This is a genomic window from Rhodococcus sp. NPDC047139 (assembly GCF_040643435.1).
In the GTDB taxonomy this organism is placed as follows: domain Bacteria; phylum Actinomycetota; class Actinomycetes; order Mycobacteriales; family Mycobacteriaceae; genus Rhodococcus.
This window is the reverse complement of record NZ_JBEYUH010000001.1, coordinates 78,589-94,615: the sequence shown is the minus strand read 5'-3', so window position 1 is coordinate 94,615 and position 16,027 is coordinate 78,589. Positions and strand designations below refer to the sequence as shown.

The 16,027-nt window shown below is 68.0% G+C and carries 14 protein-coding genes; 1 reads left to right on the top strand and 13 read right to left on the bottom strand.

Annotated elements, in window-relative coordinates; all coding sequences use genetic code 11:
* Positions 1-168: 168 nt before the first annotated feature.
* The 3 genes from rplS to ABZ789_RS00415 form a co-directional block, all read right to left on the bottom strand.
* A complete protein-coding gene (gene rplS, locus ABZ789_RS00425; RefSeq protein WP_264154185.1) occupies positions 169-510 on the bottom strand; it encodes a 50S ribosomal protein L19 in 342 nt (113 codons plus the stop codon).
* Between the two features lie 83 nt (positions 511-593).
* A complete protein-coding gene (locus ABZ789_RS00420) occupies positions 594-1,499 on the bottom strand; it encodes a hypothetical protein (RefSeq protein WP_358418175.1) in 906 nt (301 codons plus the stop codon).
* A gap of 67 nt (positions 1,500-1,566) precedes the next feature.
* The gene (locus tag ABZ789_RS00415; RefSeq protein ID WP_358417320.1) at positions 1,567-3,912 is read right to left on the bottom strand and encodes a Tex family protein; all 2,346 of its coding nucleotides are present in this window, start codon (positions 3,910-3,912) and stop codon (positions 1,567-1,569) included.
* Between the two features lie 118 nt (positions 3,913-4,030).
* Between ABZ789_RS00415 and ABZ789_RS00410 the strand changes: the two genes are divergently transcribed.
* Positions 4,031-5,014, top strand: a complete 984-nt coding sequence (locus ABZ789_RS00410; RefSeq protein ID WP_358417317.1) for a hypothetical protein — start codon at positions 4,031-4,033, stop codon at positions 5,012-5,014.
* An 18-nt stretch (positions 5,015-5,032) separates the two neighbouring features.
* Here ABZ789_RS00410 and trmD read toward each other — a convergent pair whose 3' ends face one another.
* From trmD to ftsY, 10 genes are all read right to left on the bottom strand, one after another.
* Positions 5,033-5,740 carry a tRNA (guanosine(37)-N1)-methyltransferase TrmD gene (trmD, locus tag ABZ789_RS00405; RefSeq protein WP_358417315.1) on the bottom strand — a complete coding sequence of 236 codons (708 nt, stop codon included), beginning with the start codon at positions 5,738-5,740 and terminating at the stop codon, positions 5,033-5,035.
* Positions 5,741-5,743: 3 nt separating this feature from the next.
* Complete coding sequence (gene rimM, locus ABZ789_RS00400) at positions 5,744-6,331, bottom strand: ribosome maturation factor RimM (RefSeq protein ID WP_358417312.1); 588 nt, start codon at positions 6,329-6,331, stop codon at positions 5,744-5,746.
* Positions 6,332-6,341: 10 nt separating this feature from the next.
* Positions 6,342-6,584: an RNA-binding protein gene (locus tag ABZ789_RS00395; protein WP_006550954.1), complete on the bottom strand. Its 243-nt coding sequence runs from the start codon at positions 6,582-6,584 to the stop codon at positions 6,342-6,344.
* Positions 6,584-7,021 carry a 30S ribosomal protein S16 gene (gene rpsP / locus ABZ789_RS00390; RefSeq protein WP_358417308.1) on the bottom strand — a complete coding sequence of 146 codons (438 nt, stop codon included), beginning with the start codon at positions 7,019-7,021 and terminating at the stop codon, positions 6,584-6,586. The genes ABZ789_RS00395 and rpsP overlap by 1 nt, the downstream gene beginning before the upstream one ends.
* 237 nt (positions 7,022-7,258) lie before the next feature.
* Positions 7,259-8,374, bottom strand: coding sequence for an amidohydrolase family protein (locus ABZ789_RS00385; protein WP_358417305.1), 1,116 nt, complete (start codon positions 8,372-8,374; stop codon positions 7,259-7,261).
* A gap of 13 nt (positions 8,375-8,387) precedes the next feature.
* Positions 8,388-9,956: a signal recognition particle protein gene (gene ffh / locus ABZ789_RS00380; protein WP_358417302.1), complete on the bottom strand. Its 1,569-nt coding sequence runs from the start codon at positions 9,954-9,956 to the stop codon at positions 8,388-8,390.
* A 115-nt stretch (positions 9,957-10,071) separates the two neighbouring features.
* On the bottom strand, positions 10,072-12,585 hold the full coding sequence (locus ABZ789_RS00375) for a [protein-PII] uridylyltransferase (protein WP_358417299.1): 2,514 nt from the start codon (positions 12,583-12,585) through the stop codon (positions 10,072-10,074).
* Positions 12,575-12,913: a P-II family nitrogen regulator gene (locus ABZ789_RS00370; protein WP_358417297.1), complete on the bottom strand. Its 339-nt coding sequence runs from the start codon at positions 12,911-12,913 to the stop codon at positions 12,575-12,577. Before ABZ789_RS00370 ends, ABZ789_RS00375 begins: the two co-directional genes overlap by 11 nt.
* A 63-nt stretch (positions 12,914-12,976) precedes the next feature.
* A complete protein-coding gene (locus ABZ789_RS00365; protein WP_358417294.1) occupies positions 12,977-14,284 on the bottom strand; it encodes an ammonium transporter in 1,308 nt (435 codons plus the stop codon).
* Between the two features lie 217 nt (positions 14,285-14,501).
* On the bottom strand, positions 14,502-16,016 hold the full coding sequence (gene ftsY, locus ABZ789_RS00360) for a signal recognition particle-docking protein FtsY (protein WP_358417291.1): 1,515 nt from the start codon (positions 16,014-16,016) through the stop codon (positions 14,502-14,504).
* Positions 16,017-16,027 lie beyond the last annotated feature (11 nt).

Genomic DNA, 16,027 nt, shown 5'->3' with positions numbered 1-16,027 from the left:
CTCGACAGACTAGCGTCTGCCGGGAGCCGCACCGTCCAGGACGAGCACGGGCCGAACGGCCGGCGCGGAAACGCCCCGTAACGACGACGACCCGGCCGGGACATCGGTCCGGGCCGGGTCGTCAGAAGCTGTTTCGAGCAGCCGACGCGCTGGGTCAGCAGCCGAGGATCAGCGCTTCTCCTTGATCTTGGCAGCCTTGCCGCGCAGCTCACGCAGGTAGTAGAGCTTCGCGCGACGGACGTCGCCACGAGTCAGCACGTCGATCTTGGCGATGTTGGGGCTGTGCACCGGGAAGGTGCGCTCCACACCCACGCCGAAGGAAACCTTGCGGACGGTGAAGGTCTCGCGGATGCCGCCGCCCTGACGCCGGATCACGACGCCCTTGAAGACCTGCACGCGCTCCTTGCTGCCCTCGATGACCTTGACGTGCACATCGAGAGTATCGCCGGGACGGAAGTCCGGGATGTCGTCGCGCAGCGACTTGGCGTCCAGAAAGTCCAGGGTGTTCATCGGTTATTCATCCTCTTGTTCGCTCGAGCAGAGGAACCTGGCGGCGACCGCCGTGCGGCGGGCTCGACCGGTTCGTGCCCAGGTCAGGTAGGCGTGCCCGAACGGGGCAACCCGTCCATTGTGCCAGACGAAACAGCGATCGCCGAAATCGGTGGCGGAGCGGGACGCACGCGCCGGTCCAGTTCGGCTTCGGCGGCACTCCGCGAGTGCTCCACACTCCCCCGCACGGTCTCGAGAGTCGGCGCTCCCGCGACGAGCTCCTGCACGAAGAGCTTGGCACGGATCACCGGACGTCGCAGGCGGCGTTCCCGCGCGAGAGCCCGGCTCATGCGGCGCGGTCGCCCGACGTAACGCCAGCGTGCCCAGGGTGCACCGGGACGAGACAGTCTGATCGCACCGATCCACAGCAACGGCGCGACGAACAACCCTGCGAGTCCGGTCCAGATCTTGCCTTTCGCCAGGACGATCGCGGCGAGGAGCAGGTTCACGAGCACCCCCACAACGAGTCCGGCACGCTCGGCCCAGTCACCGCTGTCCTCGAAGTTCGTCGCGTCGCCGAGTTCGAAGGGGCGCAGACCGAGCAGCCACATCCCGGTCACCGCGATCGCCACGAAGACTGCGTCGACGGATACCCGCCCCTGTTCCTCCCAATACACGTCGTTGAGATAGAAGATCAATGCGAACTCGTCGAGGGTCAGCGCCGCACCGACGCCGAACAGTGCAGCGAGAACGGTGGTGGCGACCCGGTTCCCGTCCTCGGCGATCGCGATCAGTCCCCCTCCGGCGATCACCATCGTGACGATCCCGAACACGACATGGTGCACGTGGTGCCCGCCGGGAGTGATGTTGCCGGGCCACCAACGGACGTCGGCCCGGATCAACCGCACGCTGATCCGGATGAAGAGGAAGGCGAGTACGAAGCCGAGCAGGAAGAACAACAGCGGCAGGTTTCCTTCGTCGACGATCTCGCGCCGCATCCAGTCCAGAATCACCGGGTCACCCCCGCGCCGTGGAGTTCATGTCCACAGCATCGCAGGCGTGACCCGGTGATTCGTGTCAGTTGTTGCCGAAACCGGCCCGGCGGAGAGCGTCGGCCATCGATCCGGACGCCGCCGGCGCCGATCGGCGGTCGCCTCCCCGGCTCTGCTGCGCGCGGTTGCCCTGGCCGTTCCTGCCCCGTCCGGCTCCCTGGTTTCCGGGGCGGCGAGCGCCCCCGCGTGGTTGACCATCCGACTTGTCGGCACCCGGCGCGGGGACCTCGTCGTCGAGTCGCAACGTCAGACCGATGCGTTGCCGGGCGAGATCGACTTCGAGAACCTTCACCTTGACGACTTCGCCGGACCGGACGACATCGTGCGGGTCCTTGACGAAGCTGCGCGACATGGCGGACACGTGCACGAGTCCGTCCTGGTGCACGCCGACGTCGACGAACGCACCGAACGCCGCCACATTGGTGACCACGCCCTCCAGCACCATGCCGGGCTTCAGGTCTGCGACCTTCTCCACACCCGCAGCGAAGGTCGCCGTCTTGAACTCCGGACGCGGGTCGCGCCCGGGCTTCTCGAGCTCGGAGATGATGTCCGTGACGGTCGGAACACCGAAGCGGTCGTCGGCGAACTCGCCCGGCCGCAGCTTTCGCAGGGTGGCGGTGTTGCCGAGGAGCTCGCGGACACTGCTTCCGGTGCTGTCGACGATCCGACGTACCACCGGATACGCCTCCGGGTGTACTGCGGACGCGTCGAGCGGGTCGTCTCCGTTGGGGATGCGCAGGAAGCCCGCGCACTGCTCGAAGGCCTTGGGGCCGAGACGCGGAACGTCCTTCAGCGCGGTACGCGCACGGAACGGTCCGTGCGCGTCGCGGTGGGCGACGATGCTCTCCGCGAGGGATCCGGTGATGCCAGAGACCCGGGACAGCAGCGGCACCGAGGCCGTGTTGACGTCGACGCCGACAGCGTTCACCGCATCCTCGACCACCGCGCCGAGCGACCGCGCGAGCATCGTCTCCGACACATCGTGCTGGTATTGGCCCACACCGATCGACTTCGGATCGATCTTGACGAGTTCGGCGAGCGGATCCTGCAGGCGGCGTGCGATGGAGACGGCGCCGCGGATGGACACGTCGAGGTCCGGCAGTTCCTTGGTCGCGTACTCCGACGCCGAGTAGACGGATGCGCCGGCTTCGGACACCACGATCTTCGTCAGCCCGGGCACCTTCACCAGCGAGACGAGCTCGGAGGCGAGAGCATCGGTCTCACGCGATGCCGTGCCGTTGCCGATGGCAATGAGTTCGACGCCGTGCCGCGCGACGAGCGCGGCGAGTACCGCGAGAGCTTCGTCGCGCTTGTTGTGCGGCTGGTGCGGATAGATCGTCGTGTGGTCCACGACCTTGCCGGTCGCGTCGACCACCGCGACCTTCGTTCCGGTGCGGAAACCGGGGTCGAGGCCCATCGTCGGTCGTGTGCCTGCCGGTGCAGCGAGAAGCAGGTCCTTGAGGTTCGCCGCGAAGACGTCCACAGCGTCCTTCTCCGCGGACTGCCGCAGGCGCATCCTGATGTCGAGTGCGAGCGACATCTGCAACTTGGTGCGCCACGCCCACCGCACGGTGTCGAGCAGCCATTTGTCGGCGGGCCGCCCCTGGTCGGCGATGCCGAAACGCGTCGCGATGCGTCCCTCGTAGTAGCTGCGCTCGCCGGGGACGGGTTCCTCCATCTCCGGGTCGAACGACAGCGACAGCACCTCCTCCTTCTCGCCGCGCAGGAGAGCGAGGATGCGGTGCGAGGGCAGCTGGGTGAACGGTTCCGAGAACTCGAAGTAGTCGGAGAACTTCGCGCCGTCGTTCTCCTTGCCGGAACGCACGGCAGAGCTCACTTTGCCACGCGTCCACATCGCCTCACGGAGTTCGCCGACGAGATCGGCGTCTTCGGCGAAGCGCTCGACGAGGATGGCGCGCGCACCGTCGAGCTGCTCGGAGGTGTACCCGGCGGGGTCGGTGGTGGGATCGCCGATGAGTGCGTCGGCGACGGGTTCGTGACCGGCCTCGCGGGCGATCTGGGCCTTGGTGCGCCGCTTCGGCTTGAACGGCAGGTAGATGTCCTCGAGCCGAGCCTTGGTGTCGGCGAGCATGATTTGCCCGCGCAATGCGTCGTCCAGCTTGCCCTGCGCCTCGATCGATTCGAGGATCGCGGTGCGCCGCTCGTCGAGTTCGCGCAGATAGCGGAGGCGTTCTTCGAGAGTGCGCAGTTGAGCATCGTCGAGTCCGCCGGTTGCTTCCTTGCGGTAGCGCGCGACGAACGGCACGGTCGCGCCCCCGTCGAGCAGACCCACGGCCGCAGCGACCTGGTCTTCACGGACGTCGAGTTCCTGGGCGATCCGCCGGTTCACGGTGTCGAGTTCGGTCGTCACGTCGAACGACCCTACAGTTGCTCTTCCACGACCGCGCCTGTGCCCGCACGGGATCCCCGGCGGGCCTGCCGGTGGCCCGGCGCTATTGTCCACAGCACAATGGAATGAGGAGCCGGGAATGAAATGCAGGCGCGGGCGCGCACGATCGGGCGCGATGATGCTGTTCATTGCTACTGCGCTGCTCGTGTCCGCCTGCGATTCGGTGGAATCGCACCCCCTCACCCGCGATGCGCTCGCACTCGGCTCCGTCGCGGACTCGGACGCCGGCGAAGCGTCGACCACGTCGCTGTCCATGGATGATCTCCCCCGCCGTATCGACGCCGCTGTCGCACTCGCGGAGCGCCGGGGAGCCCGCCTCACGGTCGGGGTGCTCGACCGGGAATCGGGAACCAGAATGCTCGGCGGCGCAAACGAACCCTTCGAAACGGCCTCGACCGTGAAGCTTTTCATCGCCGAGGAGGTCCTCCGGCAGGAGGCGCTCGGTGAATCGGCGCTCTCCGACGACGATCACGACCTGATCCGCTCGATGCTGCGCTCGTCCGACGACTATGCCGCGACGTCGCTGTGGGAGGCCTACGGCGGTCCGGAGATCATCGAGCGCGTCGTCGAGCGCCATGCCCTCACCGGCACCGCACCACCCGATCCGGATGCGTGGTGGTGGAATACGATCACCACCGCGTCCGATCTGCTGAGCTGGTACGACGACCTGCTCGACGACACCGGTGAGGAAGCCGGCGCCCGGATCGTCGGTCACCTGATGGAGTACACGGACGACGGCCTCGACGGATACGATCAGCGGTTCGGGCTTCCCGCCGGACTCGACGACCCGGTGGAACTGGGCGTGAAACAGGGATGGATGTGCTGCCTGTCCGGTGAGTGGCTACACCTGTCCTCGGGATTCTTCGGCGAGGACCACCGGTACGTGGTCGTGGTGGTCGCCCGCGAAGCGGTCACCTACGACGCTTCCGATCCGTTGTACGAGACGGGATTCCTGCCCGATACCGCGCTCTACGACGCGACCACCGACGGCAGCGCGCAGCACGCACGCGAGACGATGACCATGGCTGTCGAGACGTTCCTCGGTTCCGGGCACCAGCGGTGACGACGCTGTCCGGGCGCGTCAGTCGTCGGACGGGAGCAGATCCGGGCGACGCTCGCGCGTGCGCTCCAGCGCCTGCTCGCGGCGCCACCGTGCAACCTTGCCGTGGTCGCCCGACAGCAGCACCGACGGCACCTCGAGATCGCGCCACACCGCCGGCCGGGTGTAGCTCGGGCCTTCGAGCAACCCGTCGGAGAACGAATCCTCCTGGTGCGACTGCTGATTGCCGAGCACACCGGGCAACAGACGCACGACCGCCTCGACCATGACGAGCACGGCAACCTCACCACCGATGAGGACGTAGTCGCCGATGCTCACCTCTTCGACGCGCACCCGCCGCGCGGCGTCGTCGAACACGCGCTGATCGATGCCCTCGTACCGGCCGCATGCGAAGACGATCCGCTTCTCCTGCGACCAGCGTTGGGCTGTGGCCTGATCGAATCGGCGCCCGGCAGGTGTCGGAACGACCAGCAGCACGTCGGGATCGGTCTCGCCGTCGGGACCTGCCAGCACCTCGTCGAGCGCCGGACCCCACACTGTGGGCTTCATGACCATGCCGGGCCCGCCACCGTAGGGCGCGTCGTCGACAGCCTTGTGTACGTCGTGCGTCCAGTCGCGCAGGTTGTGCACGTCGACGGAGATCAGTCCCTTGTCGATCGCCTTGCCGAGCAACGCGACACGTAGGGGTTCGAGATATTCGGGAAAGATGGTGACGACGTCGAGTCGCACGGACTACTGCTTCCCCTCGCTCGATTTCTTCTTGGAAGGAGGCTCGCCGAAGTCGGGGTCGAGCAGACCGTCGGGCGGATCGATCTCGATGAGCCCTTCCCCGATCGACACCCTCGGCACGATCTCGGTGACGAACGGGACGAGCACCTCTCCTCGGTCCTGGCCGGACCGCCGGATGGACAGCAGTTCGCCGGCGGCGGTGTGCAGAACCTCCCGCACGGTGCCGACCTCCGTCCCGCCGTCGGGCCGTCCCGCCACGATCCGCACGGTGAGACCTTCGAGTTCGTGGTCGTAGAACTCGTCCGGGTCGTCCGACGGGGGCAGCTCGGTGCTGTCGACGACGAACAGCACCCCACGCAGTGCATCGGCGGCGTCGCGGCCGTCGATGCCCCGCAGGCGCAGCAGAAGCCGCCCGGAATGCTCCCGGGCGGCTTCCACTGTGTAGTCGTGCAGGTGCTGCTCGCGAGGCTTGCGGCCGCGCAGGACCGCGCCCACTGCGAAACGCTGTTCGGGCTCGTCGGTACGGACCTCGACGACCACTTCACCTTTGATGCCGTGCGACTTGGCCACACGGCCCACGACGAGCTCCACCTTCGCTCGCCTAGCGGTCGGTGTCGACGACGTCGACACGGATACCCCGGCCACCGATACCGGTGACGAGGGTCCGCAGAGCGGTGGCGGTGCGGCCACCCCGGCCGATGACCTTGCCGAGATCGTCGGGGTTGACATGCACCTCGACGGTGCGTCCCCGTCGACCTGCGATCAGGTCGACGCGGACGTCGTCGGGATGGGCGACGATTCCACGAACGAGATGCTCGACGGCATCGGCGACCACGGCGCTCATTACTCGGCGGCCTCGGTCTCGGCAGGCGCCTCGGCGGCGTCTTCCTTGGCGGCCTTCTTCTTCTTGGGGGTCACGGCCTCGGCAGCCGGCTCGTTCTCGGCCTGCGCGAGCGCAGCCTGGAACAGCTCGAGCTTGGAGGGCTTCGGCTCCGCCTTCTTCAGCGTGCCCTCGGCGCCCGGCAGGCCCTTGAACTTCTGCCAGTCGCCTGTGATCTTGAAGAGGTTGAGGACCGGCTCGGTCGGCTGCGCGCCGACACCCAACCAGTACTGCGCACGCTCCGAGTCGACCTCGATCAGCGAAGGCTCTTCCTTCGGGTGGTACTTGCCGATGGTCTCGATGGCCCGGCCGTTGCGGCGGGTACGCGAGTCCGCGACGACGATGCGGTACTGGGGGTTGCGGATCTTGCCGAGACGGGTGAGCTTGATCTTGACAGCCACTGCTGTGTTCTCCTTCGGGGTGCGCATGAGCGCGTGTCACGTGCAATTCGGACGACGCGCCCTTATGGCACGCCCGGTTTTGCCTCTAGCCTGTGACCGCCGCGCGGTACGTAACCGGATGCGACGACAGCGAACCATTCTGCCAGACGTGCGAGCGGGGACGAAACCGGCACCCGGTGGGCCCGCCGTCTCCGGCGCGGCACCGCCGAAACCCTCAGGTCTCGCATCCCCCAGCTCTCACATCCGCGCAGGAGTGCCCGCCACGACCCTTCCACGCAGCACCACGAGATCCGGTCGTGCCGCCGCGGGATCGCGCCGCGGATCCTCCCCGTAGACGATGAAATCCGCCGGCGTGCCCGGTTCGAGGCTCGGATGCCCCAGCCACGCACGGGCCTTCCAGCTCGCCGCCGCATACGCCTCGGTCGGATCGAGCCCCACCCGCACGAGCGCCGCAATCTCGTCGGCGATGCGTCCGTGCCGGACCTGACCACCTGCATCGGTGCCCGCATAGATCGGAATGCCGGCGTCGTGGGCGGCACCGATCGTCCGGTCGAGGCGCGCGTACAGATCGCGCATGTGCGCCGCGTACCGCGGGAAACGTGTGGCGGAATCGGCGATCGAGGGGAAGTTCTCGATGTTGACCAGCGTGGGAACGAGAGCGGTGCCCTGGGCGGCCATCGTTGCGATGGTCTCGTCGGTCAGCCCCGTGCCGTGTTCGATGCAGTCGATGCCGGCCGCCAGCAGACCGGGCAGTGCGTCCTCGCCGAAGACGTGCGCGGTCACGCGCGCCCCTTCGCGATGCGCCACGGCGATCGCCTCGACGAGAATCTCGTCGCTCCACAGCGGAGCGAGATCGCCGGCCTCCCGGTCGATCCAGTCGCCGACGAGTTTGACCCAGCCGTCGCCCGCCCGAGCTTGACGTGCGACTTCCTCGGGCAACTGCGACTCGTGGTCGAGGTCGACGGGCAGTCCACGGATGTAGCGCTTGGGCAGAGCGATGTGCCGACCGGCGCGGATGATGCGCGGCAGGTCCGCCCGCCGATCGAGACCGCGGGTGTCGACCGGTGATCCGGCATCTCGTAGCAGCAGTACGCCGGCATCGCGTTCGGTGATCGCCTGGGCGAGCGTCCCGTCGACGTCCTCGGCGCCACCACCGAAACGGATGCCGACATGGCAGTGGGCGTCGACGAGACCGGGCAGGATCCACCCGTCGGTCGAGAGCACCTCGGCGTCCCGGCCGGGCTCGGTGCCGAACAAACCGTCGGCCCCGACGTACACCTCGACGGGCTCCTCGTCGGAGAGCAGCCGGCCCCGCACCACGAAGGAACGCGAATCACCGTCGGCCACGGTCATCCCCGATCCCCACTCAGTTCTTGGGGAACTTCAGCTTCGACAGATCGAAGCCCTCGAGGCCCGGAGGAAGCTCGTCGAGTCCCTTCGGCATCTTCGACAGGTCCGGCATCCCGGCCGGCATCCCGCCCGGAAGACCGGGGAAACCACCGGGCAGACCGCCCCGCACCTTCGGCGGGGTGGGGCCGCGACCACCCTTCTTGCCCTTCTTGCCCTTCTTGCGCTGGTTCTTGCGGGCTCCCGGCATACCCATCTGCCCGGCCATCGCCGTCATCATCTTCCGGGCCTCGAAGAAGCGGTCGACGAGTTGGTTGACGTCGGAGACCTTCACTCCGGAACCGTTGGCGATACGCAGCCGCCGCGACCCGTTGATGATTTTCGGGTTGGCGCGCTCCTCCGGTGTCATGCCGCGGATGATCGCCTGGATCCGGTCGAGCTGCTTCTCGTCGACGTTGGCGAGCGCGTCCTTCATCTGCCCGGCTCCGGGCAGCATGCCCAGCAGGTTGGCGATGGGACCCATCTTCCGCACGGCCATCATCTGTTCGAGGAAGTCCTCGAGGGTGAGCTCGCCGGAACCGATCTTGTTGGCGGTAGCTTCGGCCTGCTGGGCGTCGAAGACCTGTTCGGCCTGCTCGATGAGGGTGAGCACATCGCCCATGCCGAGGATGCGGCTCGCCATGCGCTCGGGATGGAAGACGTCGAAGTCTTCGAGCTTCTCGCCCGTGGACGCGAACATGATCGGCCGGCCGGTCAGTTCGCGGACGCTGAGGGCGGCACCACCGCGCGCATCGCCGTCGAGCTTGGTCAGCACCACGCCGGTGAAGCCGACGCCCTCGCGGAACGCCTCTGCGGTACTGACCGCGTCCTGGCCGATCATCGCGTCGAGCACGAACAGCACTTCGTCGGGCTGGACCGCATCGCGGATACCCGCGGCCTGCGCCATGAGTTCTTCGTCGATACCGAGGCGACCGGCGGTATCGACGATGACCACGTCGTACTGCTTGTTGCGGGCCTCGGCGATGCCCTGCTCGGCCACGGCGATCGGGTCGGCGGCCGTGACACCGAGCGCGTTGTCGCCGCCGCCGACGGACGTGCCGGGGTGCGGTGCGAAGACCGTGACGCCGGCGCGCTCACCGACGACCTGGAGCTGGGTGACCGCGCCGGGGCGCTGCAGGTCGCACGCGACCAGCAGCGGGGTGTGCCCCTGGTCCTTGAGCCACTTCGCGAGCTTGCCCGCAAGGGTCGTCTTACCCGCACCCTGAAGGCCGGCGAGCATGATGACCGTCGGCGGAGTCTTCGCGAACTGCAACCGCCGGGTCTCGCCGCCGAGGATGCCGACGAGTTCTTCGTTGACGATCTTGACGACCTGCTGGGCCGGGTTCAGCGCGCCGTGCACCTCGGCGCCCTTGGCCCGGACCTTGATCTTCTTGATGAACTCGCGCACGACGGGCAGCGCGACGTCGGCTTCGAGCAGGGCGAGCCGGATCTCGCGGCAGGTCGCGTCGACGTCCGCGTCGGACAGCCGCCCCTTGCCGCGCAGGTCCTTCAGGACCCCTGTCAACCTGTCGGAAAGGGATTCGAACACCGAATGCGCTCCTGAGCTCTGACGAAGATGCGGACAATTCTGCGAACCAGGGTAACCGTTCGCGTTCGGCCACGACCGCGGGTGGCCACGCCGGGTGCGGCGGGCCACCACGCGGTCACTGTGCGTCGGTGTCCCCGGCAGGCCCGGGAGCGGGCAGGACCGCGAGAAGCGCGCGTTCGAGATGTTCCCGGGAGACACGGGTGTGGGCGCCGGCGAGATCGACACAGAACGAGTCGATCACGGTCGAACCCAGGGTGCTCGCCCGTGCCCACCGCACGTCGGCTCCGACCCGCTCGAAGACGTCCGCGAGCCTGCACAGCAGTCCGATGCGATCCTCCGATCGGATCTCGAGCACGACCTGATCCGGTTCGGATGTCTCGAACCAGATGATCCGGGGCGGTGCGAGTGCCGCGCTGACGGGGACCGCCCGCTCCGGTCGTTCAGGAAGCCGACTCTCCCGCACCGCTCGATCCTTGCTCTCGAGGGCGTCGAGCAGGTCCAGATCCCCGGATCTCGCTCGAACCAGTTCCTGCCGCAGCAGGGCGGCGTCCGGAGGTGAACCGAACCGCGGCACCACCACGAAGGTGTTGACCGTGCTGCCGGCGTGGCTGCCGATCGAGGCAGAGAGCACACGCAGCCCGTGCAGGGAGAGCACCCCGGCCTCGTCGGACAGCACACCCCTCTCGTCGGGTGCGACGAAGGTCGCGGTGAAGCTGCGGCCGTCTTCTCGGGCCTCGAGCGCGACGTGCATCGCGCCGTCCTCGGCAATTTTCGCCAGAGCGGGATCGATGGGATCCGGCGCGGGTAGCTCGTCGCCCGCCATCATCATCCGGCACCGGCGAACGAGTTCCCTGATCAGGGACGCCTTCCAGTCGCCCCAGACCCCCGGGCCGGTGGCCTGCGAGTCTGCTTCGGCCAGCGCATGGAGGAGGTCGAGCAGCACCGGGTCACCGCCGAGCGCATCCACCACGGATGCCACCGTCTCCGGATCGTCGAGGTCGCGGCGGGTCGCGGTGTGCGGCAGCAGTAGGTGATGGCGCACCATCGCTGTGAGCAGGGCGAGATCCGAGGGCCACAATCCCATCCGCCGCCCGATCTGCAGGGCGAGGTCGGCACCGACCACGCTGTGGTCGCCACCTCGCCCCTTACCGATGTCGTGCAGCAGAGCCCCGAGTACGAGCAGATCCGGGCGGGCGACCCGCGTCGTCAGCTCGCTCGCGTAGACCGCGGTCTCGACGAGGTGCCGGTCGACCGTCCACGTGTGGACCGCGTCGCGCGGAGGCAGATCGCGTACCGCACCCCATTCGGGGAGCAGACGCCCCCACAGCCCGGTTCGATCCATCGACTCGATGACGTCGACCGCTCGCCGCCCGGACCCCAGCAGCACGAGGAAGTCGTCGAGAGCTTCGCGAGGCCAGGGCTCGCGAAGTTCCGGGGCGTTGTCGGCGAGTCTGTTGAGGGTCGCGGCAGAGACGGGCAGCCCCGCCTGCGCAGCCGCGGCGGCGACTCGTGTGATCAGCCCCGGATCGCGGCGTGGGTGGGCGTCACGCGCAAGCGCCACCTCCCCGCCGTGCTCGACGACGCCTTCGTCGAGGGGACGCCGCACCGGACCGCGCCGCAGCCGGGACAGTCCCTTGCGAGGCAGCGAGTTGGCTGCCGTGCGCAGACCCACGTCGACGGAATAACTGATGGTCCGGGCCGATTCGGTGAGCACCCGTGCGAGATCGAAGCGGTCGCCGATTCGCAGTGCCGCCGCGATCTCGTCGGCGTCCTGTGCTCGCAGCTGGTCTCGCGAGCGGCCCGCGACCCGGTGCAGTTCCGTCCGTACGTCGAGCAGCCGCCGGTGAGCGGCAGCGAGGCCACCACCCGGGACTTCCGGTCCGAGTCCCGGCATGCCGTCGGTGAGCTGCGCAACGGACAGGGCATTGAGCAACTGCACGTCCCGCAACCCGCCGCGACCGCTCTTGAGGTCGGGCTCGGCTCGATGAGCGATCTGCCCGCTGCGCTGCCATCGCACCTCGGTCAGCTCGATCAGTTCGTCGAAGCGGGAACGGATTCCGGTACGCCACTGGCGCCGCACACCGCCGATGAGGAGATTACTGAGCTGGGCGTCGCCGGCGATGTGGCGGGCCTCGAGCATTCCGAGTGCGGCGGTGAGGTCGGAGGAGAACACCTGAAGGGCCTGGGGCACCGTCCGGACACTGTGATCGAGCTTGATGTGGGCATCCCACAGCGGATACCAGAGCTGGTCGGCGACGTTCGAGACGACGGCGGGCGCCATGTCGTCGTGAAGCAGGATGAGGTCGAGGTCGGAATACGGCAGCATCTCGCGGCGGCCGAGTCCGCCGACCGCGACGATGGCGAAACCACTCTCACGCCCGATGCCGACCTCGGCCCCTTTCGTCGTCAACCAGAACTCGTGGAGGTCCACGAGAGCGTGACGCAGGGCCACGGTGTCGAGGCGGCGACTGCGGGGACCACCGGCGAGCAGGGTGTCGCGGGCTGCCGCGAGGTCGGCAGCACCCGACGGTGCGGCGTTTCCGGCCCGGGACGCCTGAGGCCCCGACCCCGCTGCGTGAGCAGCGGGACCAGGGCCTCGAGTGCCGGACCCCTGGGGGTCAGAGCGCATCCGAACCTCGTTCTCCGGTGCGTACCCGGACCACGGCTTCGACGGGAGTGACCCACACCTTGCCGTCACCGATCTTCCCGGTACGCGAAGCCTCGACGATCGTCTCGACAACCTTCTCGACAGCCGAGTCGTCCACGACGACCTCCACCCGGACCTTGGGGACGAAATCGACGGAATACTCCGCCCCGCGGTAGACCTCGGTGTGGCCCTTCTGCCGGCCGTACCCCTGCACCTCGCTGACCGTCATTCCCAGCACACCCGCCTGCTCCAGGCCGGCCTTGACGTCCTCGAGCGTGAACGGCTTGATGATCGCCGTAATCAGCTTCATATCCTCATCCTTCCCAGAGCCCGCTGGCCGCTGTCATCACTGCTCGCTGTCGTGGTCTTCTTATCACTTGAGAGCCGGCGCGAAGTCGTATGCGGATTCCGCATGTTCGGCTTCGTCGATACCGCGGGACTCTTCCTCGTCGGTCACACGCCAACCCATCGGCTTGAGCGCGAACGCGATCACTGCGGTGACGATTGCGGTGAACACCAGGGCGACGACCGCGATGACGATCTGGATGACGAGCTGCTTGTAGTCGCCACCGTAGAACAATCCGGTCTCGGTTCCGAGGAAACCGATCGCGACGGTGCCCCACAGGCCCGACACGAGGTGAACACCCACGACGTCGAGCGAGTCGTCGTAACCGAAGCGGTACTTCAGTCCCACCGCGAGGGCCGAGAGGATACCGGCGATGACACCGAGTGCGATCGATCCGACCGGGCTCAGGGAGCCGGCAGCGGGGGTGATTGCGACCAGGCCTGCGACGGCGCCGGACGCGGCACCGAGGCTCGTCGCCTTGCCGTCACGGACCCGCTCGGTGACGAGCCAGCCGAGGATGGCGGCAGCGGTGGCGGTGGTGGTGTTGACCCAGGCGAGACCGGCGGTGCCGTCGGCGGCGAAGGCCGAACCGGCGTTGAAGCCGAACCATCCGAACCACAGCAGCGCAGCGCCGAGCATGACGAACGGCAGATTGTGCGGACGGAAAGCCGTGCGTCCGAAGCCGGCGCGCTTGCCGACGACGAGTGCGAGGACCAGAGCCGCGATACCGGCGTTGATGTGCACGACCGTGCCCCCGGCGAAGTCGATCGGGTGGACCGCGGCGGTCAGGCCGCCTTCGCCGTCGTCGACCGTTCCGAACAGCGCGGCCGCGATGCTGTCCTCGGAGCCCGACAGCAGGCCGCCACCCCACACCATGTGGGCGAGCGGGAAGTACGCGCAGGTCACCCAGATCGCGACGAAGGCCATCCACGTGCCGAACTTCACGCGCTCGGCGAGCGCACCGCTGATCAGAGCGGTGGTGATGATCGCGAAGGTCACCTGGAAGCCGATGTCGATGATCTGCGGGTAGTTGCCGAGGCCGGCGAGGAATTCACCGTTCTCGTCGTAGATGGCACCCTGCAGGCCGAACTGTTCGAACGGGTTCGCGAAGAGACCGAGCACGTTCTGGGTTCCGTAGGACATCGACCAGCCCCACAGCACGTAGATGACGGCGATGAGCGCCATCGCGCCGAAGGACATCATCATCATGTTCAGCACAGACTTGGACCGCGACATCCCACCGTAGAAGAACGCCAGTCCCGGGGTCATCAGCAGCACGAGGGACGCTGCCATCAGCATCCATGCCGCGTCGCCCGTGTTCACCACTTCCTCCACTTGCAACCTCCCTGTAGGCCGCGCCGATCGGCGCTTCGTCGAGGAAAGCTTGCTGCCCGGATGTTTCAACGGAGGCGCTGCGCTGTTTCATGGACGTGAACGCACGAACCGGCCTTGTTTCATCCTTGTTTCACGGCCTCATACGAACGCGCCACCGACGAAACCGGCCGCTGTCCGCGGGGCGGAACAGCGGCCGGTAACTCCGGATCGCGAAGGATCAACCGAGTAGGGCGTCGACGAATGCCTCGGGCTCGAAGGGGGCGAGATCGTCGGCTCCCTCACCGAGACCGACGAGCTTGACCGGGACGCCGAGCTCGTGCTGCACCTGGAAGACGATGCCGCCCTTGGCGGTTCCGTCGAGCTTGGTGAGCACCACGCCGGTGATATCGACGACATCGGCGAACACACGGGCCTGCATCAGACCGTTCTGGCCGATCGTCGCGTCGAGGACGAGCAGCACCTCGTCGACGGCGGCCTTCTTCTCCACGACGCGCTTGACCTTGCCGAGCTCGTCCATCAGACCTGTCTTGGTATGCAGACGACCCGCGGTGTCGATGAGGACCGCGTCCACCCCGTTGTCGATGCCCTTCGCAACGGAGTCGAAAGCGACCGCTGCCGGGTCCGCACCCTCCTTACCGCGAACCACCTCGGCACCGACACGCTCGGCCCAGGTCTGGAGCTGGTCGGCGGCGGCGGCACGGAAGGTGTCGGCGGCACCGAGCAGCACCCGGCGTCCGTCCGCCACGAGCACGCGCGCAAGCTTGCCCGTCGTGGTGGTCTTACCGGTTCCGTTGACACCGACGACGAGCAGCACCGCAGGATGATCCTCGTGGGGCAGCGCCCGGATGGAACGGTCGAGTTCCGGCCGCAACTCGTCGACCAGCACGCTGCGCAACACCGCACGGGCGTCGGCTTCGCTGCGCACGTTGTGTGCGGCCATCTCCTCGCGCAGACGATCCACGATCTTCGTCGTCGTAGCTGCACCTAGGTCCGCGACGAGCAGAGTGTCTTCGATCTCCTCCCAGGAGTCCTCGTCGAGGTCGCCGCCACCGAGCAGACCGAGCAGGCTCTTGCCGACCGCGGACTGCGAGCGGGCCAGCCGGCCTCGCAGGCGCACGAGACGACCCGCGGTCGGCTCGATCTCCTCGATCGGGGCGGCCGGAGGAACGGCCTCGGGTCCTGCGGGTTCGACGGGTTCCGGCTGTACCTCCGGTTCGACGACCGTCTCCGCCTTCGGCGCCGGCTCACGTTCCGGGGCGGGTGCCGGTTTCGGCTCGGGTTCGGGAACGACCTCGGGCTCGATCGGTTCGGGTGCCGGACGCACCGGTTCCGGAGCGACCTCGGGTTCGACCGGTTCCGGCTCCGCGGTCTCCGGCTCGGCGGGCTTCGGCTCCGCGGGCTTCGGCTCGGCAGGCTTCGGCTCGGCAGGTGCCGGCGCACTCGGCGGGGCTTCCGCCACCTCCTCCGGCAGCGGCACGGTACGCGGCGCAGGCGGTTCGGGCGCAGGCTTCGGTGCAGGCGCCGGGGGCGCGGCGGCGCCCTGCGAGAAGCTGAATCCGCTCTGCGCCTTGTAACCGCCGGAGCGGTCCTTGGTCTCGGCGGAGTCGAGCTGCGGGGTCTCGGGCGCCTTCAGCGACACCTGCCGCCGACGGTAGAGGGTCAGACCGACGACGAGCGCGACGAGAACGACCGCCAGCGCGGCGGCGATGACTATCCAGGCTCCGGTACTCACGCACCCATACT

Bases quoted from the DNA above. Each gene is read 5' to 3' on its own strand.
- ABZ789_RS00375 (WP_358417299.1), bottom strand. From the start codon at position 12,585: ATGCGCTCTGACCCCCAGGGGTCCGGCACTCGAGGCCCTGGTCCCGCT.
- rplS (WP_264154185.1), bottom strand. From the start codon at position 510: ATGAACACCCTGGACTTTCTGGACGCCAAGTCGCTGCGCGACGACATC.
- ABZ789_RS00385 (WP_358417305.1), bottom strand. From the start codon at position 8,374: ATGACCGTGGCCGACGGTGATTCGCGTTCCTTCGTGGTGCGGGGCCGG.
- ABZ789_RS00370 (WP_358417297.1), bottom strand. From the start codon at position 12,913: ATGAAGCTGATTACGGCGATCATCAAGCCGTTCACGCTCGAGGACGTC.
- ABZ789_RS00410 (WP_358417317.1), top strand. From the start codon at position 4,031: ATGAAATGCAGGCGCGGGCGCGCACGATCGGGCGCGATGATGCTGTTC.
- ABZ789_RS00395 (WP_006550954.1), bottom strand. From the start codon at position 6,584: ATGAGCGCCGTGGTCGCCGATGCCGTCGAGCATCTCGTTCGTGGAATC.